The sequence below is a fragment of the Serratia sp. SCBI genome, from assembly GCF_000747565.1.
Taxonomy (GTDB): Bacteria; Pseudomonadota; Gammaproteobacteria; order Enterobacterales; family Enterobacteriaceae; genus Serratia; species Serratia ureilytica.
On record NZ_CP003424.1, the window covers coordinates 2,900,851 to 2,922,824 of the forward strand.

Annotated in this window: 17 protein-coding genes and 1 pseudogene; all 18 read right to left on the bottom strand. The window is 63.0% G+C overall.

All coding sequences use genetic code 11. The features are described from left to right. Positions 1-55 precede the first annotated feature (55 nt). A complete protein-coding gene (locus tag SERRSCBI_RS13585) occupies positions 56-1,141 on the bottom strand; it encodes an acyl-CoA desaturase (protein WP_042784773.1) in 1,086 nt (361 codons plus the stop codon). After that, positions 1,138-2,220: an acyl-CoA desaturase gene (locus SERRSCBI_RS13590; RefSeq protein WP_033650911.1), complete on the bottom strand. Its 1,083-nt coding sequence runs from the start codon at positions 2,218-2,220 to the stop codon at positions 1,138-1,140. The genes SERRSCBI_RS13585 and SERRSCBI_RS13590 overlap by 4 nt, the downstream gene beginning before the upstream one ends. Next, the gene (locus SERRSCBI_RS13595) at positions 2,213-3,346 is read right to left on the bottom strand and encodes a sterol desaturase family protein (RefSeq protein WP_042784774.1); all 1,134 of its coding nucleotides are present in this window, start codon (positions 3,344-3,346) and stop codon (positions 2,213-2,215) included. Before SERRSCBI_RS13595 ends, SERRSCBI_RS13590 begins: the two co-directional genes overlap by 8 nt. After that, positions 3,343-3,960 (bottom strand): phosphatase PAP2 family protein, encoded by a 618-nt coding sequence (locus SERRSCBI_RS13600; RefSeq protein ID WP_033650909.1) that lies wholly within the window; start codon positions 3,958-3,960, stop codon positions 3,343-3,345. Before SERRSCBI_RS13600 ends, SERRSCBI_RS13595 begins: the two co-directional genes overlap by 4 nt. Further along, a complete protein-coding gene (locus SERRSCBI_RS13605; protein ID WP_042784776.1) occupies positions 3,957-5,243 on the bottom strand; it encodes a F390 synthetase-related protein in 1,287 nt (428 codons plus the stop codon). The genes SERRSCBI_RS13600 and SERRSCBI_RS13605 overlap by 4 nt, the downstream gene beginning before the upstream one ends. Further along, positions 5,240-6,045, bottom strand: a pseudogene (locus tag SERRSCBI_RS13610) (MBL fold metallo-hydrolase). The gene SERRSCBI_RS13605 and the pseudogene SERRSCBI_RS13610 overlap by 4 nt, the downstream one beginning before the upstream one ends. Further along, positions 6,038-7,054, bottom strand: a complete 1,017-nt coding sequence (locus tag SERRSCBI_RS13615) for an NAD(P)-dependent oxidoreductase (protein WP_042784777.1) — start codon at positions 7,052-7,054, stop codon at positions 6,038-6,040. Before SERRSCBI_RS13615 ends, SERRSCBI_RS13610 begins: the two are co-directional and overlap by 8 nt. Continuing rightward, entirely contained in the window at positions 7,051-8,058 is a 1,008-nt protein-coding gene (locus tag SERRSCBI_RS13620; RefSeq protein WP_042784778.1) for a 3-oxoacyl-[acyl-carrier-protein] synthase III C-terminal domain-containing protein, read from the bottom strand. The genes SERRSCBI_RS13615 and SERRSCBI_RS13620 overlap by 4 nt, the downstream gene beginning before the upstream one ends. A 273-nt stretch (positions 8,059-8,331) precedes the next feature. Beyond that, positions 8,332-9,009, bottom strand: a complete 678-nt coding sequence (narI, locus tag SERRSCBI_RS13625) for a respiratory nitrate reductase subunit gamma (RefSeq protein WP_033643426.1) — start codon at positions 9,007-9,009, stop codon at positions 8,332-8,334. Between the two features lie 2 nt (positions 9,010-9,011). Beyond that, complete coding sequence (gene narJ / locus SERRSCBI_RS13630) at positions 9,012-9,734, bottom strand: nitrate reductase molybdenum cofactor assembly chaperone (RefSeq protein ID WP_042784780.1); 723 nt, start codon at positions 9,732-9,734, stop codon at positions 9,012-9,014. Next, the gene (gene narH / locus SERRSCBI_RS13635; protein ID WP_042784782.1) at positions 9,731-11,275 is read right to left on the bottom strand and encodes a nitrate reductase subunit beta; all 1,545 of its coding nucleotides are present in this window, start codon (positions 11,273-11,275) and stop codon (positions 9,731-9,733) included. The genes narJ and narH overlap by 4 nt, the downstream gene beginning before the upstream one ends. Continuing rightward, on the bottom strand, positions 11,272-15,033 hold the full coding sequence (locus SERRSCBI_RS13640; RefSeq protein ID WP_042784783.1) for a nitrate reductase subunit alpha: 3,762 nt from the start codon (positions 15,031-15,033) through the stop codon (positions 11,272-11,274). Before SERRSCBI_RS13640 ends, narH begins: the two co-directional genes overlap by 4 nt. A 277-nt stretch (positions 15,034-15,310) precedes the next feature. After that, positions 15,311-16,213 carry a glycosyltransferase family 2 protein gene (locus SERRSCBI_RS13645; RefSeq protein ID WP_033650901.1) on the bottom strand — a complete coding sequence of 301 codons (903 nt, stop codon included), beginning with the start codon at positions 16,211-16,213 and terminating at the stop codon, positions 15,311-15,313. Between the two features lie 45 nt (positions 16,214-16,258). After that, the gene (locus SERRSCBI_RS13650; RefSeq protein ID WP_042784784.1) at positions 16,259-17,245 is read right to left on the bottom strand and encodes a glycosyltransferase family 2 protein; all 987 of its coding nucleotides are present in this window, start codon (positions 17,243-17,245) and stop codon (positions 16,259-16,261) included. 12 nt (positions 17,246-17,257) lie between these two features. After that, a complete protein-coding gene (locus SERRSCBI_RS13655; protein ID WP_042784785.1) occupies positions 17,258-19,141 on the bottom strand; it encodes a carbohydrate-binding protein in 1,884 nt (627 codons plus the stop codon). Beyond that, complete coding sequence (locus SERRSCBI_RS13660; protein WP_033643433.1) at positions 19,138-19,881, bottom strand: glycosyltransferase family 2 protein; 744 nt, start codon at positions 19,879-19,881, stop codon at positions 19,138-19,140. Before SERRSCBI_RS13660 ends, SERRSCBI_RS13655 begins: the two co-directional genes overlap by 4 nt. A 10-nt stretch (positions 19,882-19,891) precedes the next feature. Then, complete coding sequence (locus tag SERRSCBI_RS13665; RefSeq protein ID WP_042784787.1) at positions 19,892-20,947, bottom strand: glycosyltransferase family 4 protein; 1,056 nt, start codon at positions 20,945-20,947, stop codon at positions 19,892-19,894. Position 20,948: 1 nt separating this feature from the next. Next, positions 20,949-21,854: a glycosyltransferase family A protein gene (locus SERRSCBI_RS13670; RefSeq protein ID WP_033643435.1), complete on the bottom strand. Its 906-nt coding sequence runs from the start codon at positions 21,852-21,854 to the stop codon at positions 20,949-20,951. Positions 21,855-21,974 lie beyond the last annotated feature (120 nt).

The following is a 21,974-nucleotide window of genomic DNA, read 5'->3' on the forward strand; positions in this document are numbered from 1 at the left end:
CAAATATCGTTCAATTAGTGAACTGCGTAACGCCTCGCACAATTCGCATGCAACGCTAGTGCGGCTTGCGGCCCATCGCGCTGAGGAAGCGTTGCTGCAGACGCAACAGCTCCTCCAGCTCCAGCAGGCGGTAGTCGATGCCGAAGCGCGGCGCCACCTCGCCGATGATGCGGCTGAGCGCCGGGTAATGGCGGTGGCTCCAGTGCGGAAACAGATGATGCGTCAAATGCAGGTTCGCCCCGCCCAGCCAATAACCCAGCCAGCGCGGCCGAGTCTGCCAGTCGAACGTGGTGGCGAACACATGGTGATACCAACCGTGCGGCATCGCGCCCTGCGCCGGCGCCTGATAAAAGTTGGCCTTGGCCCAGTGGGTGCCGATGATCAACATCACGAACAGCAATGAAGAAAGCATCTGGCTCAGCAAATAGACCAGCAGAATTTGCCCGATGCCGATAGCCGGCGGCAACAGCCAACATGGGATCGCCAGCGCCAGCAGCAGGTGCGCCGCCTTCCCCGCCAGAAACCCGATCCAGCCGCGTACGCCCTGCTGCGCCATGCGCGCCGCCACGCGGGTGCGGCCCGCCCTGTCCAACCAATCGAACAGCCAGATGTAGTACGGAAAAGTCAGCGCCGCCACCAACGGCCAATAGTAACGCTGCGCGCGCATAAAGGGTCGCCAGCGCTGGAACGGCGTTTGCCGCAGCACGCCATTGGCGTCGATATCGGGGTCGTAATGTTCGATATTGTTATGGGCATGGTGAAACAGCACGTGGCGCACGCGCCAGCAGTCGGGATCCAGCCCCAGCGGCACGCTCACCAGTGCGTTCAGCCAGCGGTTGGCCCAGGGGTGGCGGAAAAACGCGTTGTGCGAGGCGTCGTGCACCACGTTCACCGTCAGGAACATGCCGATAAAGATAAAGCCGAAATAACAAGCGAAAAACGCCCAACCGTTTTGCTGCTGCAGGCTCAACCCGTAACACAGGCCGCACAGCGCCAGCAGCAGCGCAACCTTCGCCAGCATGCCGCCGTCGGCGAAGCGGTGATCGCCGTTGGCCGCCAGATAATGCTGTGCAGCCTGCATCAGCGCGCGGTGCAACCCATTGTCGTCGCGCCGATAGGCTAACGGACGCAGCGGTTTCATGGCTGCCCCATCCGCCGCAAGAAGCGCTGTTGTTGCGCCAGCAGTTCACGATAGCCAATGCAGCGGTACGCCATGCCGTGCCGCTGCGCGACCTCCGCCACCGCGGCGGCCAGGGCCGGATAGTGGCGATGATTCCAGCCGGGAAACAGGTGATGGGTCAGGTGATAGTTTAGCCCGCCGGTCAGATGCTCCAGCCAGCGCGGTTCGGGCTGCCAGTCGCAGGCGGTGGCGAAATTGTGCCGATACCAGCCTTGCGGCATGCTGTCGCCCGTCGGCGCCGGGTAAAACTCGGCCTGCGCCCAATGGGTGCCCAGCAGCAAGAACACCACCAGCAGCGAGGCGCACATCTGGCTGAGCGCGTAAGCCAGCAACACCCAGCCCCAGCCGATGCCGTGCAAGTGGCCCACGACCAGCGGCGCCACCAGCACCAGCGCCAGATGCGCGAGCTTGCACAGCACGAACAGCGCCCAACCGCCGCGCCCCGCCAGCACGCGTTTTTCCCGCAGCGGCGTTTTATCGAGCCGATCGGACCAATCGAAAATCCAGGCGATATAGGGCAGCGAGAGCGCGGCGATCAGCGGCCAGTACAGATGCTGATAGCGCATATGGGGCCGCCAGCGCTGGAACGGTGTCTGGCGGAAAAAGCCGTTCTCTTCGGTATCCAGATCGTAATGTTCGACGTTGGCGTAAACGTGGTGGTAATCCACATGCCGCGTGCGCCAGTAGTCCGGATCGACGCCCAGCGGCAGCGTCACCAACCGCCCCACCAGCCGATTGGCCCAGGGCGCACGCAGGAAAGCGTTATGCGAAGCATCGTGGTTTACGTTGACATTGAGCAGCATGCCCATGGTCACGAACAGGAAATAGCAGAGGAAAAACGCCCAGGGCTGATGCTGCAGCAGGCTCAGCGCGTAAAACCCGACGCACAACGCCAGCAACAGCGCGGCCTTGGCCAATCGCGCGGCATCGGCATAGCGATGATCGCCCGCCAGACAGGCGTGTGCCGCGCGCTTAAGATCGCGGTGGAAGGCCTGTTCGCCATCGGCGGGAAAACGCAGCGGCGGCAATGATTCAGCCATGCGGTTCCTCCACGGCGGCCGGTGCGGCTACTCTTCCCCAGCCCAACGCGACGCACAGGGCATGCAACGCCACGGCGGCCATGGCGATATGCCAATAGCGCTGCGGCCAACCGAGATAGCCGATAAACAGCAGCGGCATGCCCAGCGCGATCAGCAGCCAGACGGCGCTCGCCCACCGCCGCCCTTCCGTCATGCCGCCCAGCGCCACCGATCCCAACGCCAGCAGCGCCAACAGCGCCATTTGCGGCCAGCTGATGTCGCTATAGCCGTAACCGTATTGGTAGACGTAACCGACCACCAGCGAGAACAACAGCATGGCGCCGCTGAAAACGCTGAGCGCCGAACGGCGGTCGCGTGGCCGGCCCGGCGCCGGGCGCCATGCCAGGCGCAAATAGCGCAGGAACGGCAGATTGCTCGCCCAGAATGGGTTGGCGGACGGCCTGTCGCCGCCGACGCCATAGCTGAACGGCGTGCTCGGCAATGCCGGGCAAAAGGTGCCGAACAGCTTGTCCCAGAAGATAAAGCTGCCGCCGAAGTTCTTATTGGAATACGCCATGTCCTTGACGTGATGCACCCGGTGATGCGCCGGCGTGACCAGGATTTTTTCCAGCACGCCGAGCTTCGGCGTCAGCGCATTGTGGTTAAACAGCTGAATGCTGTAATGAAAAATAGAGACCGCAACGAACACCGACAGCGGCACCCCCGCCAGCGCCAGCAGCAAAAAGAACGGGATCGACGTCAGCGACGAATACCAGGAGTTGCGCACCCCCAGCGACAGATTAAAGTGCTCGCCCTGATGGTGCACCACGTGCACCGCCCACAGCAGGCGGAAACGATGGTGCAGACGGTGCAGCCAGTAGAAACCGAAGTCCCACGCCAGCAGGGCGAACAGCCACATCAGCAGCGGCGGCCAGGCATCCAGCAGCCCCAGGCTGAAATGCGCGGCCACGTAGCCGTAGCAGGTGATCTCCAACCCGCGGAACAGCCACAGCATGATATGGCCGGAATTCAGGTTGAACACCAGATCGTGCCAGTTGACCGGCTCGCGACGCCCCCACTGCAGCGCCACCGCCTCGGCCACCACGATGAACAGCATGAACACTATCGGCAATGCCAGATCGCTCATCCCATTTCTCCTTTAACGACGCGCCTGCGCAGGGTTTTCATGCGCAGGGCCAGCCAGCCGGCGAACAGCGCCAGCAGCGCGCCGCCGGCCAAATCGACAAACAAATGCCGACGCAGTTGCAGAATCGAGAACGCGATCGCCACGCCCCACAGCATCCACAGCGCCGTGCGCACTTTGCGCTCGCCGTCGCTCAGCGCCCACACCGCCAGCACCGTCAGCGCCATATGCAACGAAGGCAGGCAGTTTTGCGGCGAGTCCACCCGGGTTAACGCCGCCAGCAGTTGCGCGCTGATCCCGACGCCATCGTTCTGCGGATAGGCCATGGTGGTCGGCCACAGCAGATAAACCGCCCCGGCGCCCAGCGCGGTCAGCTGCATCGCCAGCGTCAGCCATTTGATCCGCGGCAGCGGCGCCAGCAGATAGCCCGCCGGGACGATGAGGAAGAACGACAGATAGAGCCAGATGGCCGTGGGGCTGAACGGGATCGCCCGATCAAGCGCCGACGGCGGCAACAGGGTTCCCGCACCCTGCAGGCGATCAGTCAGGCTATACACCACGCCGACCGTGCCCCATCCCAGCAGCATGTGCCATAGCCTGAACAGTGCGCTTTTCATGCCTCCTCCGCCCGGCGCACGATGCGCCGCCGCTTGCGATCGAACTGCGGCAGCACCGCTTGCGCCGTCAACCGCCATTCGAGGCGATCGGTGGCGATGCCCTGACGAGCGAACAGCGCCATCAGCTGCGCCTTACAGTGCGCCAACGCCGCCGGGCTACAATCGGCAATCAGCTCCAACCGCCGTTCGCCATGCTGGATCAGGCGGTAATCGCTGGTCAGCGGCAACGCATTGGCGATCGTTCGGCTACAGGCATCGGCGAACACCGCCTGCGGTTGCCGCTGCGCATCGGGCAGCATCAGCTGATCGTCGCGCCGCCCCTCGATACGGGCTATCGCCCGCGTCGGTTGCCCGCATGGGCAGGGTTCCTTGCGCAGCACCAATACATCGTCCAGCCGATAGCGCACGATCGGCTGCGTACTGCGGGTAAAGTCGGTGATCAGCGGCGTGAAGCGCAGTTCGTCGATCCACTGCGGCTCGATATGCAAAAACTCCTCGTTCAGGTGCAAGGTGCCGTGCGCGCAGGTGGCGGCGAGGAACCCCTCGGTAGCCTGATACACTTCGCCGACCGCCGGAAACACCTGCAGCAGCAGGCGGCGATCCTGTTCTTCAAGCACCTCGGCGACCGAGATCACTTTTTTGACCGACAGCGTCACCTGCCCGGCCAGCACCGCCAACGCCAATGCGCGCAGCACCTGCGCCGGGGCCACGATGATGCTGGGCGCCTGCCGTTCCAATGCCGGCAAATGGCCGCTGAACGGCGCGAGCAAATCGTAAAACGCCAGGCTCAGCCAACGGTTGTTCACGCTGTGATAGAGATTATTGTCCGCGCGCAGAAACAGCGCGACGCGCTCGCCCGCCGACAGCCCGTCCGGCAGCATTTTCGCCAACATGCCGCCGGCCCACACCTGCTGTTCCCGCGGGCTGACGACAAACACGCCGCGCTGCCCGGAAGTGCCGGACGACAATCCGACGCTGTAGCGCCCGATCTTCGGCGTGAAATCGCGATCCGCCTCGCTGCGCTGCGCGCAGGCCAGCACCGCATCGCGCCGCAGCCCGGCGGTGTTCATGCGGTCGAACTGCGCCATCATCAGCGCCTTGTCCATCTGCGGCCATTCGGCGAACGGCCGGCGGCTGAAGCCTTGAAAATAGGGACTCTTGCTCAGCACCCGGTGGGCAAACCCCTCAAGCTGTCGGGCCTGATGCGCCTCCAGCGCCGCACGATCGCCAAAGCGCAGGCGCCTGGCGCGGAAATAGTGCCAAAGGGTCATGAAGGGGATCACAGGTCCCCCTCGTGGCACAGCAAAATGTTGACCTGACCGCCCGCCCACAGCTGGTTGAGCCGCTCCAGGGTGCGGGTGTAAGCCGCCGCGTCGTCCATCACCAGATTGGCCAGGCGCGAAGGCCCGCGCAGCGTCTGGTAGCTCTGCGGCGACCAGGCGGCGTCGCTGGCCAGCAGCGTCCAGCCGGCGTCGGTGAGAATAAAGGCGCCGATATGGCCGGCCGCATGCCCCGGCAACGGCACCAGCACGATCTGCCCTTCACTGCCCGGCAGCGCGTAACCGCGATCGAACGGCGCCAACAGCGCGGGCAACGCCACCGCAGGAAAAGACTCCATAAACTGCAGACGGCTCTCGAAATCCGCCGGGATCAGGCCGGGAATAAAGGCGCGCTTCAGCGCCGCGAAACCGCGCAGCCCACGGGTTTGCTGCCAACCCTCGCCGGAGCAAATAAAGTCGAGTTGGCTGAAATCCTGCAGCCCGGCGATGTGATCGGCGTGAAAATGCGAGACGATCAGCGCCTGAATATCCCCTCGGCGTAACCGGCTTCGCGCAGCTGATGCGCCAACGACTCGGCCGGATCGAAATAGACCGGCGTCATGCGGCGGTAAAGGCTGAACAGCCCCGACTGTGTGTGCTGCTGAAAATAACGCGCGTAGCCGGTATCCCACAGCCAGCGGCGCTCCCCCACCTCCAGCAGATAGGCGCGCGCCGGGAATTTGCACACCCGGAATCCGGCGCCGCGCAGCGCCATGCAGCCGATATGCGTGCAATAGCCCACTTCAAACACGGTGACCTTAGCCATGCTGTCCGCCTCCTTGCCGCCGCAGCCACTCGCCGGTCAGACGAATGCCCTCTTCCATCGAATAACGCGGCCGGTAACCCAGCTCTTCGATCGCACGGGTCTGGCTCAGCGTCATGTCAAAATGTACCGCCGCCACGCTGTAGCGCGTCAACAGCGGTTCCTTGCCGCTCAGCGCCGCCCACAGCTCCATGCCGCCGGCCAGCGTATGCAGCAGCGGATAGGACACGGCCTGCAGCCGGTAACTTAGCCCCAGCTCCTGACGCAGCAACGCATCCAGCATCTCCGCCAGCCGCTGCGGTTGGTGGTTGGTGATGTTGTACACGGCGCCGGACGGCAATCCGCGCTGCCGGCTGGCCAGATCCATCGCGTGCACCACGTTGGGGGCGAAGGTCAGATCCAGCAGCGCTTGTCCGCCGCCGGGCAATCTCAATACCCCGCGCTCGCGTTCGAGCTGCTGCAACAGCCGCGGCACGATCACCCGATCGTGCGGGCCAAACAGGCCGCGCGGCCGCAGCAAAATGTAGGTGGTTTGCGGATAGATCTTCGCCTGCACCAACAGGCGTTGTTCGGCCGCATACTTGCTGGCGGCATAGTGATTGGCGAAGCGCCGGGCGCGGTAACCCTCGTCAAGATCGTAATGCGGCTGAAAATCGAAGTAGATTGCCGGCGTGGAGATATGCACGAAGCGCCGCACGCCGCAGCGCCCGGCCGCCTCCGCCAGCTTCTCCGTCGCCACGGCGTTGATGCGGTGAAACTCCGCTTTGCCGCCCCAGGGCGAAGACTTGGCCGCGCAGTGCCAGACCCATTCGCAGTCGGTCACCAGCTCCCGACACTGCTGCGGCGTGGCCTGCGCCAGATCGAGCGCGCAAAACTCGGCGCCCAGCTGACGCAGCGTTGCGCCGGCCCGTTCATCGCGGCCGGTGGCGCGCACCTGATGTCCGGCCTCCAGCAACCACTGCGCCGCGTTGCGTCCCAGCCCGCTGGTCGCCCCGGTGACCAGCACCCTCATGGCAGCAACACCATGCCGGCCAGCGCCAGCCCGGCGGCGGTGCCGATCAGCATCACCGGCTGACCGGGATTGAAGCGCCCGGTGGTCACGGCGGCATGCAGCGCCGTCGGGATAGACGCCGCCACCTGATTACCATGATGGCGGTAGATATCGACCAGCGCCTCGCTGGAGACGTGCAGCCGTTTGCGCATATGTTCGAGCGACAGATGGCTGGCCTGATGCGGCACCACGGTGGCGATCTGCGCCAGGGTCAGGCCGCTGGCGCTCAACAGCCGATCGAGATAACCCTCAATCAGCGCCGAGGCCTGGCGGAACAGCGGCTTGCCCTGCATATGAAACAGGAAGTCTTGCTCACACATGCCGGCGCGCGGGTTGCGACGCGTGCCGCCGGCGCGGATCTCGCACAGTTCGCTGCCGGCGGGGTAGGTTTCCACCAGGCTGGCGAGGATGCCGCTGGCGCCGTCGCCGCGCTCCACAATGGCGCAGGCCGCGCCGTCGCCGAAGATCAGCGACGACTCTTCGTGCTGCCAGTCGATGCCGCGTGAAGCGAGATCCGCCGAGATGATGGCGATGCGTCGATATGTCCCGGCATTCAGCAGCCCTGCCGCCACCTGCAGCGCAGAGATAAAACTGACGCAGCTGCTGTTGATGTCGAAGCCCGGCGTGCCCGGCGCCAGCCCCGCCACCTTGAGAATGTGCGCGGCGGTGCACGGCAGCGCCTGCACCGAAATCGCCGAGGCAGAGATCAGCAGATCGATCGAGTCCGCCGGAATGGCGTGGCGAGCCAGCGCATCTTGCAGCGCGGCAGCGGCGAGTTCGGCCTGGCTGGCATCGTCGGCGGCGTGATAGCGGTAAACGATGCCCGAGCGTTTTTCAACGTAGCCGGCCGGTTTCCCCAGCCGAGCGTCGAGCGCAGAGGACGCCACGCGGTTAGGCGGCAACGCGGCCCCGGTGGCGATGATTTTCAGAGGCAGCAGCTCGGGTGAGCGTAATTGTGTGGTCATTATTGTTATTGATTAACCTGACTATCCATAAAGCGATTCTCCCGTAGGGCGCGAAGGCCACACGGATCATCCCCGGTTTTTATGTCCCAAAATGCCTTTCATCAAGGCGGTATCTCTTGTTATCGGCTACCACAGGCCGACGTCCGTCGGCGGAAGCATAAACGTAACATAACTGAGATAGTGAGTTTACGACAAGGCGACGAGAATGGGCAGACGGCGGGAGAATTATCGGAATAGCGCCGCCGCTGGCGATCGGCGGCGGCGGGGTCAGGCTCAGCGGCGGTTGCGCACCAGCTGGTAACGGCGGGTCAGGTACTCTACCGGCGCACTCCAGATATGCACCAGGCGGCAGAACGGGAACAGCACGAACAGCGTCATGCCCAGCACCATATGCAGCTTGAAGATCAGCGCCACGCCTTCCAGGTGCGCAGAAGCGCCGGCGTGGAAGGTCACGACCGCCTGCGCCCAGGCCACCAGCTTCATCATTTCGCTGCCGTCCATATGCTGGGCGGAGAACGGAATGGTCAGCAACCCCAGGCACACCTGCACCACCAGCAATGTCAGGATCAGGATGTCGGCGACGCTGCTGGTGGCGCGCACCCGCGGGTTGGTCAACCGGCGCTTCAGCAGCAGCGCGCCGCCGATCAGCGTCATCAGGCCGCAGGCGCCGCCGGCGATCATCGCCAGCTTCTGCTTCACGTCGATCGGCAGGAAGGCCTCATACATCCAGTGCGGCGTCAGCATGCCGAGGAAGTGGCCCGCGAAGATGCCGATAATGCCGATGTGGAACAGGTTGGACGCCAGCCGCATGCCCTTTTTATCCAGCATCTGGCTGGAGCCGGCGCGCCAGCTGTACTGCCCGTAGTCGTAGCGCAGCCAGCTGCCGATCAGGAACACCGCGCCGGCCAGATAAGGGTAGATGTCGAAGAAGAATTGATTCAAAAATTGCATGATTAGCGTCCTTTGGTTCCGGTTAACGCATCCGTCAGGTCCAGATACTGTGGCGCCACCGCGCCGGCGAAGCGCCGCTGGTGCGCCGTCTGCTGGGCGGAGGCGCAGCCCTGCTCGCCGAGAAATTTGACCTGCTCCTCTTCCCATACCGCATCCAGCGCCTGCGGCGTATCGTCGCGCGCCTCTTGCGCCACCTGCGTCTTCAGCGCCTGCGCCTGCGCATCGCTGCCGGACAGCGCCAACAGCAGATCGAACAGCACCGCGTACGGGCTTTCGCGCTGCTGCAAGCGCGCGCCCAGCAGCGCCAGGATCGGCGCAATGTCCTGCAGCCCTTCCCGCACCTGTGCCGCGCTGCGGCTGGCCAAATACTCCAGGTACAGCGGCAGGAAATCAGGCAGCTCGCGGCTGTCGATCTCCAGCCCGGCGGCGCGGTACTGCGCCATCAGGTCAACCATCGCCTGGCCGCGATCGCGCGACTCGCCGTGCACGTGTTCAAACAGCAGCAGCGAGGTGGCGCGGCCGCGATCGAACAGCTCGCAATAGTCGGCCTGCGCGTCCAACAACGGGCGCGCGCACAGGCGGCGGATAAACAGAATCAGCAGCGCGCTGTGGTGCAGATCCAGCTCGCTGGCCGGTTCCAGCGCTTCAATCAGCGCCTGCTGATGGTCAAACAGCGCCTGCTCCGGGTAATCCAGCAGGCGGGCGATCACTTTCAGGCTGATCATGAGGCATCCTCCGGCCGCGCGGTTTTCGCGGTCACGTCAATGGCGTCGATACGACGGCTGTTGAACAGATTGAACTTGCCGTCGCTGCCGTGGCAGCCGTCGCCGAAGCTGAAACCGCAGCCTTTGCTTTCGGGGAAGGCTTCGCGCGCCAGCTCGCGGTGGCTCGACGGCACCACGAAGCGATCTTCATAGTTGGCGATCGCCAGGTAGCGATACATCTCCTGCGCCTGCGCTTCGCTCAGACCGACCTGCTCCAGCGCGCTGATGTCCACCACGCCGTCGACGGTTTCCGCCCGCTTGTAGTGGCGCATCGCCAGCATGCGTTTCAGCGCCAGCAGCACCGGCTCGGTATCGCCGGCGGTCAGCAGGTTCGCCAGATACTGCACCGGAATGCGCAGGCTCTCGACGTCCGGCAATACGCCGCTGTGCGCCAGCTCGCCGGCGTCGGCGGCCGACTGAATCGGCGACAACGGCGGCACGTACCACACCATCGGCAGCGTGCGGTATTCCGGGTGCAGCGGCAGCGCCAGCTTCCAGTCCATCGCCATTTTGTACACCGGCGACTGCTGAGCGGCTTCGATTACGCCCTGCGGCACGCCGTCCGCCAGCGCCTGAGCAATCACCTTCGGGTCATGCGGATCGAGGAAGATATCGAGCTGGCTCTGGTACAGATCCTTGTCGCTTTCCACCGCCGCCGCCTGCTCGATGCGATCGGCGTCGTACAGCAGCACGCCGAGGTAGCGGATGCGGCCGACGCAGGTTTCCGAACAGACCGTCGGCTGCCCGGCTTCGATGCGCGGGTAGCAGAAGATGCACTTCTCGGACTTGCCGCTCTTCCAGTTGAAGTAGATTTTCTTGTACGGGCAACCGGTCAGACACATGCGCCAACCGCGACACTTGTCCTGATCGATCAGCACGATGCCGTCTTCGCCGCGCTTGTAGATCGCCCCGCTCGGGCAGGTGGCGACGCAGGCCGGGTTGAGGCAGTGCTCGCACAGGCGCGGCAAATACATCATGAAGGTGTTTTCGAACTGGCCGTACATCGCCTTCTGCAGGTTGTCGAAGTTCTTGTCCTGCGAACGTTTTTCGAACTCTCCGCCGAGGATCTCTTCCCAGTTCGGGCCGCTTTCGATCTTGTTCATGCGCCGACCGGTGATCACCGAGCGCGGGCGCGCCACCGGCTGGTGTTTGCCCTGTTTGGCGGTGTGCAGGTGCTGGTAGTCGTAATCGAACGGCTCGTAGTAGTCATCCAGCGCCGGCACGTCCGGGTTGGCGAAGATTTTCGCCAGCACGCCGACGCGGCTGCCCATGCGCGGTTCCAGCTTGCCGTTGATTTTACGGATCCAGCCGCCCTTCCATTTTTCCTGATCTTCCCAGGCGTGCGGATACCCGACGCCGGGCTTGCTTTCCACGTTGTTGAACCAGGCGTATTCCATCCCCTCGCGGCTGGTCCAGACGTTCTTGCAGGTGACCGAACAGGTGTGGCAACCGATGCACTTGTCCAGATTCAGCACCATGCCGACTTGCGAACGAATTTTCATTTGTTGTTCTCCTGCTGACTGCCCTGCGCGTAGTCGTTGCCTTCATCGTCCAACCAATCAATACGGTTCATCTTGCGCACCACCACGAACTCGTCGCGGTTGGAGCCGACGGTGCCGTAGTAGTTGAAGCCGTAGGCCAGCTGCGCATAGCCGCCGATCATGTGGGTCGGTTTCGGGCAAGCGCGGGTCACCGAGTTATGGATGCCGCCGCGTTGGCGTGTGATCTCCGAGCCGGGCAGATTCACGATGCGCTCCTGCGCGTGGTACATCATGGTCATCCCCGCCGGGATACGCTGGCTGACCACCGCGCGCGCCGTCAGCGCGCCGTTGGCGTTGAAGGCCTCGATCCAGTCGTTGTCCGCGATGCCCAGATCTTTGGCGTCGTCTTCGCTCAGCCAGACGATCGGGCCGCCGCGCGACAGCGTCAGCATCAGCAGGTTGTCGCTGTAGGTGGAGTGAATGCCCCACTTCTGGTGCGGCGTCAGGAAGTTCAGCGCCTTCTCCTTGTTGCCGTTCGGTTTGCTGTTGAGCAGCGGCTGCGCGGCGCGGGTGTCGATCGGCGGCCTATACGCCAGCAGGCTTTCGCCGAAGGCGCGCATCCACTCGTGATCCTGATACAGCTGCTGACGGCCGCTGAGGGTGCGCCACGGGATCAGCTCATGCACGTTGGTGTAGCAGGCGTTATAGGAGACGTGCTCGTCTTCCAGGCCGGACCAGGTTGGGCTGGAGATGATTTTGCGCGGCTGCGCCTGAATGTCGCGGAAGCGAATTTTCTCGTCTTCCTTGTTCAGCGCCAGATGCCGGTGATCGCGTCCGGTGACGTTGCTCAGCGCTTCCCAGGCTTTCACCGCCACCTGGCCGTTGGTTTCCGGCGCCAGCGACAGGATCACTTCCGCCGCGTCTATCGCGCTCTCGATCTTCGGCCGCCCCGCCGCCGGGCCGTCGGCCTTGACGTAGTTAAGCTGCTTGAGGAAATCGACCTCGGTTTGGGTATTCCAGCTAATGCCCTTGCCGCCGTTGCCCAGTTTGTCCATCAACGGCCCCAAGGAGGTAAAACGCTCGTAGGTGGCCGGATAATCGCGCTCCACCGCGATGATGTGCGGCGCGGTTTTGCCGGGGATCAGTTCGCACTCGCCTTTCTTCCAATCCTGCACGCCGTAAGGCTGCGCCAGCTCGGCGGCGGAGTCGTGCTGAATAGGCAAGGTCACCACGTCGGTTTCCTGGCCCAGATGGCCGACGCACACCTCGGAGAAGGCTTTGGCGATGCCCTTGTAGATTTCCCAGTCGCTCTTCGAATCCCAGGCCGGATCGACCGCCGCCGACAGCGGATGAATGAACGGATGCATGTCGGAGGTGTTCATGTCGTCTTTTTCGTACCAGGTGGCGGTCGGCAGCACCACGTCGGAATACAGGCAGGTGCTCGACATGCGGAAATCGAGCGTCACCACCAGATCCAGTTTGCCTTCGCCGCCCTGCTCGCGCCATTCCACTTCCTGCGGCTTCACGCCGCCCTGCTGGCCGAGATCTTTCCCCTGGATACCGTTCTCGGTGCCCAACAGGTATTTGAGCATGTATTCATGGCCCTTGCCGGAAGAACCCAGCAGGTTGGAGCGCCAGACGAACAGGTTGCGCGGGAAGTTCTGCGGATTGTCCGGCTGCTCGGCGGCAAAGCCCAGCGCGCCGCTCTTCAGGCTGTCGACGGTGAACTCAACCGGCGATTGGCCGGCAGCACGGGCCTGCTCCGCCAGGCGCAGCGGATTGGCGCCCAGCTGCGGCGCCGACGGCAGCCAGCCCATGCGCTCCGCGCGCACGTTGAAGTCGATCAGGCTGCCGCCGAAGCGCGATTTGTCCGCCAGCGGCGACAGCAGCTCATCGGCGCCGACGGTTTCATAGCGCCATTGGCTGGAATGGTTGTAGAAGAACGAGGTGCTGTTCATGTGGCGCGGCGGGCGCTGCCAGTCAAGGCCGAACGCCAGCGGCAGCCAGCCGGTTTGCGGCCGCAGTTTTTCCTGGCCGACGTAGTGCGCCCAGCCGCCGCCGCTCTGGCCGACGCAACCGCAGAAGATCAACATATTGATCAGGCCGCGGTAGGTCATGTCCATGTGATACCAGTGGTTGACGCCGGCGCCGACGATGATCATCGAACGGCCGTGGGTCTTCTCGGCGTTTTCCGCGAACTCGCGGGCAATGCGGATGATGTTGTGGCGCGACACGCCGGTGATCTGCTCGGCCCAGGCTGGGCTGTAAGCCTTGACCTCGTCATAGTCGGCGGCACAGTTGGCGTCGTCCAGCCCGCGCTCCAGGCCGTAGTTGGCAAGCAGCAGGTCATACACGCTGGTCACCAGCGCTTCGCTGCCGTCCGCCAGCCGCAGGCGTTTCACCGGCAGCTTGTGCAGCAGGATTTCGTCCAGCGCCACGCTGTTGAAATGCTCGCTGTCGGCGCCGCCGAAGTACGGGAAGCCCACCTCGGCAACGTCGTCATGCATGCCCAGGAGACTGAGCTGCAGCTCGACTTCCTGTTGCGACTTGCCTTCGCGCTGCTCCAGGTTCCACTTGCCCTTCTCGCCCCAGCGGAAACCGATGGAGCCCTGCGGCGCCACCAGCTCGCCGCTGCGGCTGTCGATAGCGACAGTTTTCCACTCGGGATTGTTTTCCTGGCCCAGTCCGTCCACCAGATCGGCGGCGCGCAGCAGGCGGCCGGCGGCGTAGTGGCCGCCTTCACGCGGCTCCAGCAGCACCAGCATCGGCATGTCGGTATAGCGGCGCACGTAGTCGCGGAAGTAGCCGACTTCGCGATCGAGATGGAACTCTTTCAGCATCACATGGCCCATCGCCAGCGCCATCGCGCTGTCGGTGCCCTGCTTCGGATTCAGCCAGTGGTCGCACAGCTTGGCGACTTCGGCGTAGTCCGGCGTCACCGCCACGGTTTTGGTGCCCTTGTAGCGCACTTCGGTAAAGAAGTGGGCGTCCGGGGTGCGCGTCTGCGGCACGTTGGAGCCCCAGGCGATGATGTAGGAGGAGTTGTACCAGTCGGCGGACTCCGGCACGTCGGTCTGCTCGCCCCAGGTCATCGGCGAAGCCGGCGGCAAATCGCAATACCAGTCGTAGAAGCTCAGGCAGGCGCCGCCGATCAGCGACAGGTAACGGGCGCCGGCGGCGTAGGACACCATCGACATCGCCGGGATCGGCGAGAAGCCGATAATGCGGTCAGGGCCGAAGGTTTTGGCGGTATAGACGTTGGCGGCGGCGATCAGTTCATTGACCTCTTGCCAGCTGGAGCGGACGAAACCGCCGCGGCCGCGCGCCACCTTGTAGCTTTTGGCTTTTTCCGCATCGCCGACGATCGATCCCCAGGCCTCGACCGGATCGCTGTGCTGCGCTTTCGCCTCGCGCCACAGTTTGAGCAGCCGCTTGCGCATCAGCGGGTATTTCAGCCGGTTGGCGCTGTACAGGTACCAGGAGTAGCTGGCGCCGCGCGGGCAGCCGCGCGGTTCATGGTTGGGCAGATCGGGGCGGGTGCGCGGATAGTCGGTTTGCTGGGTTTCCCAGGTCACCAGACCATTCTTCACGTAGATCTTCCAACTGCAGGAACCGGTGCAGTTCACGCCGTGGGTGGAACGCACCACTTTGTCATGCTGCCAACGGCTGCGGTAGCCGTCTTCCCAGTCGCGGTTGGTGTTCAAGGTCTGGCCGTGATCGCCAGAAAAAGGCTCCGCCAACTGCTTGAAATAGCGGAAATGGTCTAAAAATTTGCTCATCCGGAATGCTCCTGAAGGCTCTTGTCGTTATAAGAAGACATGCTCAATCTGCCGCCAGCCTACTGACGGCCAACCGGCGGCAAATTGATTGCGATCAAGAGAAAGCGGCGGGCGACGCGTGCGCCGGGCGGGAAATACCACCAAAGTATAGGGGTGAGAAATAGAATTAATTGTTTGAATTAAAATGAATAAATCAGAATATCAAGATGAAGGCGAACGTGTGGGAGGCAAGACGGGGTATTTGGGGTAGGACGCGGGGAAAACCCCGCGTCGGGTTTCAGAAAGGGACGCCGCGGAAGAAGACGTTGCGCAGAATGTTCTTCATGTAAACGCCGGCCATCACCCCGCTGTTGACGTAGATGATGCCCTTCATGCCGTGCAGCACGCCGCCGAGACGGCTTCGGCTGTCGGTGATGATGCGCGACGTGATACAGGTGTGGCGCAGCCGCATCACCTTGCGCGCCCGCGGCGAAATCTGCGGCATCAACCGGCGCTCGAACTGCATTTTGTTGTGATAGCCGATGATGCCTTTCGGGCTGGAGGTAATACGCTCACCGTCGTGATCGTTATGCACCGCCAGGCGCTCGTGCAACGTGCCGATGCGCATGCCCGCCGCCAGCAGGCGATAAATGAAGATATGATCCTGATAACGCGGGGTATTGAAGAACCCGCGCACCGCGATCGCCGCCTCCCGGCGCAGCATGATCATCGGCGTGTAAGCGACGCCGGCCAGCATGAAGTCCTCCAGGCCGTCGCAGCGGGCGCGGTAATAGCGCTCGGCGCTGATTTGGCCGTCCTGCAGAATATCCATATCGCACAGGCTGACGGGGTAATCGCCGCGCTGCATAAAGGCCAGCTGACGGGCGATCTTCTCCGGGTGGTAGTAATCGTCGTCGTCCAGAAAAGTGAGGTATTCCCCGGTGGCGCGCAGGATGCCGCTGTTGCGCGCCCGCGCCCCGCCGCCGTTGCGCGCGCGCGGGCAATAGACGATCTGCCCGGCGGCAATATAGCCGGCCAGCCGTTCGCGGGTGGCCTGGCGCTGCGGATGGTTCGGCGGATTATCGTCCACCACCACGATCTCCACCGGCTGATGGGTTTGCGCCAGGACGCTGTCGATGGCGCGCGCCAGCAGTTCGCTGCGGCCATAGGTCGGAATAATGACGCTGACTTTGATACTCATAATGGGCTTCCACACGGGTTTATCGTCGTTCGGGCACGGTCAGATTCACCCGAAACGGTTGTAGAGACTGGCCATCAGGTAGTAGACCAGCGGACTGCGGTAGAACAGGCGGTTCTTGCGGCTCAGCATTTGCCGCTCCTCCGCCCGCAGCCGGGCATAGCGCCGTTTCAGCTCGGCGGTTTCCCGCAGCGCGTCACGCAGGCCGAAGAAGTCCAGCCCGACCAGCAGACGCGCCTTCAAGCGTGGTGACGAACAGCACCGAGTGGAATCCCTTCCCCCCTCGCGGCGGCGCCCGCTGTCAGCGCGCTCGATGGCGTAATCGAGATCGTCCAAATCCCGCCGCTTCGGCGCGCGCGTGATGCCGTTGGGGTTAGCGCGGTATCCTACTAACGGCGTGTCGCACACCACGATGCGGTTCGCTTTCAGATACAGCTGCGGGATCAGCTGGATATCCTCGAAGTTGCGCCCCGCCGGAAACGCGGCGTCGTTGAACAGCGAACGGTGATAAATCCGCGCCCAGGCGTACCACAGGCTGCGGTTAAAACTGTCAGCCAACAGCGCCATATGCGGCTCGCGCTCCTGTGGCGCGGCGTTGCCGGGCACGATCGCCATCAGGCCATCCGGTTCTATCTTGCCGTTTTTCAGCCGCGAGAAGCGCTGGGCGTTGAACGCCACGATTTCCACCTGCGGGTTATCCGCCAGCAGGCGCCCCAAAATGCTGAAATAGCCCGGCAGCAGCACGTCGTCGGAGTCCAGAAAACCGAGATATTCGCCGTCGGCATGGGCGATCCCGGCGTTGCGCGCGGCGCTCAACCCCTGGTTTTCCTGGCGCAGGATGCTGACCTGCGTTTTCAACGCCGGATAACGGCACAGCACCTCTTGCGCGACGGCGATGGAGCCGTCCGGGCTGCCGTCATCGACGAGGATCACTTCCGCCCAGTCGGGCAATTGACTCAGCACCGAGTCCAGGCACGCTTCGATGTAGGCTTCCACCTTATACACCGGGACGATCAGGCTTAGCGTGATAGTCATGAACGGGTATCCTTATTGATTGCTAGTGTCTCGTTGCACCCACAGCGCGCTGCTGCCCACCGCGGGCAATTTGGCGTCGATCTGCGGCTGCCCCTGCCAGCGCCAGCCGGGCGGCAGGTCAAAACGGGCGGCCATCGGCCGATAGTACGGGTTGGCGATCAGCACCAGGCCGCGCTCGCCGTCGATAAACAGCCGCGCCGGTACGGCAGTGTTGTTGCCGGACAGCGTCGCGCTTTCGCCCGAGAGCAGGTACGGCGTGAAGCTGTCGATCTGTTGCGCCACGCGGGCAACCCCTTGCCAAATACCGTCGAATTCCTGTTGGTTGAAATCGCCGCTGCGGCGCTTGTAGAACAGGTCGGTATAGGAGTAGAACAGCAGCCCTTTGACGCCGCCGATCAGCCCCAGCCAGGCCTGGTTGCGGATCTCCGCTTCGCTCGGCTGGCGCGGCTTGCGGTGCGGCTCATAGGCGGCGTGATCCATGATCTGCATCACCAGCCAGGCGCCCTTCGCCTGACGCGCCACCTGCACCGTCAGGCGCGAGTATTCCAGCGTGCGCGTCATATCGGCATCGCGTCCGACCGGATAAGGATCGCTGGCCAACACGTCGGAACTGTTGAAATAGGCGTTGAGCGCGCCGGTCTGATTCAGCGCCTGAAAGGTCAGATGGTCAGGGTCTTGTTGCTTCACCTGCAGATGCATCTGCTCTATCTGCGGCGCATACTTCGGCGCCAGCTCATCGTTGATGTACCAGGCGAGCAGGTTCGGCTGAGTTTTAAACTTCTCCACATAAGACGCCGTCAACTGCGGGTAGCTCAGGCGCGTTTTCGGCGCAGAGTCGAGGCCGGGGTAGAAATCCTTCAGCGAGAAAATCACCTGCAGCCCGTACTGCTGCGTTTTGCGGAAATAGGCGTACGGGTCGCGCCCTGCGCCGTAGTTGTAATTCAGCACGGTGTTGAAACCGGCGTCGCGGATGCGCGCCAGATGTTCATCGGTCGCCATGTTGCCGTACATGTAGATGCCCAGCGGAAAGAAGCGCTTGCCCTGCCGCAGCGTATAGCCCTGCTCGTCCAGCGCCACTTTCGGCGGCGCCTCGCCGATGCTGACCGGCATTTCGCTGCTCCGGCTGTGCTTCGACGCCACGTCCGTCACCTGCTGCTGCAGGCGGTACTCGCCGGCGGCCAGGTTGGCCGGCAGCGAGAACTCTACGCGCTGACGCTCGGCGACATGGTAGCGGCGGCTCTCCTGCCGCACGGCGGTGCGTTGGCTATCGAGCAGCGTACTTTCCACCTGCACTTCCTGAGGCTGCTGCACTTCGATCAGGCTGGAGGCCGATTGCCCGCCGGCGCGCATCTGATACAACGCCGGCGCCGTCGGCTGGCTGCAAACGTAGGCATCGTCGAACCAGGCGTTGCCGGTCGTGCCCTTGCGCATATACAGCCCCAGTACGGTGGTGGTGGCCTCTGCCGGTACGGTGAAGCTGCCCTCCACCGGCTGCCAACCGCTGCTGCCCAGCAGGCCTTGCGGGTAGCTGCCGGCCAGGTGGCGCCCCTTGGCGTCATAGCTTTCGACGTACACCCCGGCGCCCGGCTGATCGCCTTTGCCGCGCAGGTTATCGCCGCGCACCCACACGCCGAACGCGATCGTCTGGCCCGCTTTCACCTGCAGCGTTTGCAGCATCTGGTGATACTCCGCCGGGTCAGGATTGCTGTAGTACAGGCTGGCGCGGCCGCTGCGGCCGCCGGAGACCACCTTGGCCGGCGGCAGCGACCAGCCCGTCTGTCCCTGCTCAAAACCGGGGTTGGTCAGCAGATTGGTCTCGCAGCCCGCCGCCCCGGCCTGAGCCGCCAGCCCGCATCCGATCAGCACGCAGGCTGCGTTCAAGATTTTGCTGGTCATTGTCTTTTCATCACCGCGCTGTACAGGTAGGAGAAGAACAGGTAGCAGGATTTTTGATAAGAGAGCCCCAGATGACGACGGTAGATCTGCCACTGCCAGTCCGCCGCGCGGATCTTGTTGCCGGACAGCGAATTGGCGGACAGCCGGTAAAACGCCAGCGGCTCCGGAATACAGTACGCCAGGCGATTGCGCGCGCGCTCCAGAATAGACAGCCACATCACATAGTCTTCGTGCCCGACCTTGCGCTGGTAGACCTTGCCGACCCGGCGCTGGTTGTACATGCCGGTCAGGTTGCCGATCCAGTTGCTTTTCAACATGTCGCGGTAGGCGATGATCTCCCCGGCGCCGCGGTAGTTTTTCACCTGCGCCAGGTCATTCTCGAAGGTGTAATAGTGCGAGCAGACCACGTCGTAACGCTGGGTTTTAAGGATGCCGACCTGGCGGGCCAGCTTATTCGGGTGCCAAACATCGTCGCTGTCGCAAAACGCGATGTAGTCGCCGCGCGCCGCCTCGATGGCGATGTTGCGCGTTTCGGCCACCCCCTGATTGGCGTTGTTGCGGATGTAGGTCAGCCGATCGTGAATGAACGGCTTGACCACCTCAGCGGTGTTGTCGGTGGAGGCGTCGTCAATCACATACAGGTGATAGTCCTGATAAGTTTGATTCAATACGCCAAGGATCGACTCGCGGATAAAACCGGCGGCGTTATAAGCCGGCATAATGACGGACACTTTTTCCATGATGATTACCTCAGACGATAAGCTCTTGCCACTGGGGGTAAATACGTTCAGGCACAAACCGCTGCGCCTTTTCCAACGCACGGTGGGAGAAGCGGCGACGCAGTTCGCCGTCGCCGATCAGCGCCAGGACGCGCTGACTGAAGGTGTCGACGTCGCCGTCCGTCACCAGATAACCGTTTTCGCGATCGTCGATCAGCTCCGCCGGGCCGGTCAGACAGTCAAAAGCCACCAGCGGCAGGCCGAAGCTCATGGCTTCGATCAGCACCATCGGCAGGCCTTCGTAGCGAGAGGTCATCAGCAACAGGCTCGCCTGCCGGTAATGCCCGGCGATATCAGCGGTGGCCGGCAGCAGCTGCACCCGGTCGTCGAGCCCGTAATCGGCGATCTGCCGTTGCAACGCCGCCCGATCCGGGCCATCGCCGACGATGTGCAGCCGCCACTGCGGCGCCTGCTGCGCCACCTGCCGCCAGGCGGCGATCAGCCGGTCGAAGCCTTTCTGGTGGCACAGTCGGCCGACCGCCAGCGCCACCGGCTGTTGCTGTTCCGGATGCGGCGCCCGCAGCGGAAACGGCGACACGTTCTCAATCACCCGACATTTGCGGGCGGGCACCCAGCGGCCGATATTCGCCAGATCTTTTTGCGTCAGCAGCACGGTGCGATCGCCCAGCCGGTAGATCAGCACCTTCAGCCACTTCATCGGCCACGGATACTGGTGGAAACTGACATGTTCACTCAGCACCAAGCGGCTGCCGGGACACAACAGCCGCAGGTAAGGCACCATGATCACCGAGAGTTTCCCCATCGAGACGGTGATGATGGCGTCATAGCGGCCGCGGCGTAAGAACAGCGCCAGGCGCCACGGCCAGAGCAGCGTCTTGCCGCGCATGAAGCGCAGCGTCACCGCCGGCTCCAGCGGATAGAACGCCCGATCCCCGCAGATGGATATCAGTTCGACCTGGTGGCCGAAGCGGGTGGTCAGCGCATTGGCCAGGCTGCTGGCCACCCGTTCGGTGCCGCCTTTGCCGCCGATGTCTTCGATTACAATTGCGATTTTCCGCGGTTGCATGTCACCTCCGTAATCCCTCGCGGGCCGTGCGCAGCAGCCTCCCCCCCAATGGAAACAGTCCCAGCCTGGCCAGACAGTCGCCATACAGCTTGATCGCCTTGAATTTGCCGCTCAGGGTGTGGCGCTCCATGCGCGATGAGTAGTAGTTGAAAGCCTGCAGATCTTCGCTGTACAGCGAAGCCAGCAGGTGTTTACAGGCAAAGCCGCTGATATAACGGCCGCTGGCCTGCAGATAGGTATCGATAAAGCGTTCGCTGGCATCGATGTTCAATCGGCAGCGGTTCAGATCCTCGTCGCCGCAGCGGATGAACACCCCACCGCCCTGATCGTGAACCACCCGGGCGCCCAGGTTGGTGGCGTTGACCAAAAACCCCCAGTCCTGGTAACGGGCCAAAAACTCCGGAAATAAAAACCGCCGGTCTTGTTTCTTGCGCACGCTGATGGTCGAGGTGCGAATATCCCCCATCTCGATAAATAAGAAATCTTCCCCGGCCACGCCCTCTTGATAATTAAACACGTAGCTGCGCACATTCTTGTCGTTGACCGTGGTGTAATTGCCGAACACGATATCGATCCGCGTGTCCTCATGCCGTCTCAAGCGCCGGATGATATAATTGGTGCCAAACATATCTTCCGGTTCCAGAAAAAAAACCACCTCAGAACGCGCCAGGCGAAAACCGATGTTGCAGGCGACGGCGATATTGCCGCGCACCCGGCTTTCATGCAGCCTGGCGCGATGATTCGCCGCTAACAGTCCGTGTATCTTTTCCGACTCACCGGCTTCCGATGAATAATCGACCACGATAATTTCATAATCAAAACCGGCGCAATAATGGGTCATGCGCGCCAGCGTGGCGGCGAGATGGTTTGAATTATTAAAAGCGGGAATAACAATTGATAAGTCCATTTAATACCTCAAAAGCTATTATCAACTGGCGAGTGCAGCCTGATGCCAGAGAAAAAGTTTGTTATCGCAGCATATCCCTGCCCGGTTATCCCCCCGCCTCGGGTCGAGTACGCGCAGCCA

Coding starts and splice junctions, on each gene's coding strand:
- SERRSCBI_RS13585 (WP_042784773.1), bottom strand. CDS start 1,141: ATGAAACCGCTGCGTCCGTTAGCCTATCGGCGCGACGACAATGGGTTG.
- SERRSCBI_RS13590 (WP_033650911.1), bottom strand. CDS start 2,220: ATGGCTGAATCATTGCCGCCGCTGCGTTTTCCCGCCGATGGCGAACAG.
- SERRSCBI_RS13595 (WP_042784774.1), bottom strand. CDS start 3,346: ATGAGCGATCTGGCATTGCCGATAGTGTTCATGCTGTTCATCGTGGTG.
- SERRSCBI_RS13600 (WP_033650909.1), bottom strand. CDS start 3,960: ATGAAAAGCGCACTGTTCAGGCTATGGCACATGCTGCTGGGATGGGGC.
- SERRSCBI_RS13615 (WP_042784777.1), bottom strand. CDS start 7,054: ATGAGGGTGCTGGTCACCGGGGCGACCAGCGGGCTGGGACGCAACGCG.
- SERRSCBI_RS13620 (WP_042784778.1), bottom strand. CDS start 8,058: ATGACCACACAATTACGCTCACCCGAGCTGCTGCCTCTGAAAATCATC.
- narI (WP_033643426.1), bottom strand. CDS start 9,009: ATGCAATTTTTGAATCAATTCTTCTTCGACATCTACCCTTATCTGGCC.
- narJ (WP_042784780.1), bottom strand. CDS start 9,734: ATGATCAGCCTGAAAGTGATCGCCCGCCTGCTGGATTACCCGGAGCAG.
- narH (WP_042784782.1), bottom strand. CDS start 11,275: ATGAAAATTCGTTCGCAAGTCGGCATGGTGCTGAATCTGGACAAGTGC.
- SERRSCBI_RS13640 (WP_042784783.1), bottom strand. CDS start 15,033: ATGAGCAAATTTTTAGACCATTTCCGCTATTTCAAGCAGTTGGCGGAG.
- SERRSCBI_RS13645 (WP_033650901.1), bottom strand. CDS start 16,213: ATGAGTATCAAAGTCAGCGTCATTATTCCGACCTATGGCCGCAGCGAA.
- SERRSCBI_RS13650 (WP_042784784.1), bottom strand. CDS start 17,245: ATGACTATCACGCTAAGCCTGATCGTCCCGGTGTATAAGGTGGAAGCC.
- SERRSCBI_RS13655 (WP_042784785.1), bottom strand. CDS start 19,141: ATGACCAGCAAAATCTTGAACGCAGCCTGCGTGCTGATCGGATGCGGG.
- SERRSCBI_RS13660 (WP_033643433.1), bottom strand. CDS start 19,881: ATGGAAAAAGTGTCCGTCATTATGCCGGCTTATAACGCCGCCGGTTTT.
- SERRSCBI_RS13665 (WP_042784787.1), bottom strand. CDS start 20,947: ATGCAACCGCGGAAAATCGCAATTGTAATCGAAGACATCGGCGGCAAA.
- SERRSCBI_RS13670 (WP_033643435.1), bottom strand. CDS start 21,854: ATGGACTTATCAATTGTTATTCCCGCTTTTAATAATTCAAACCATCTC.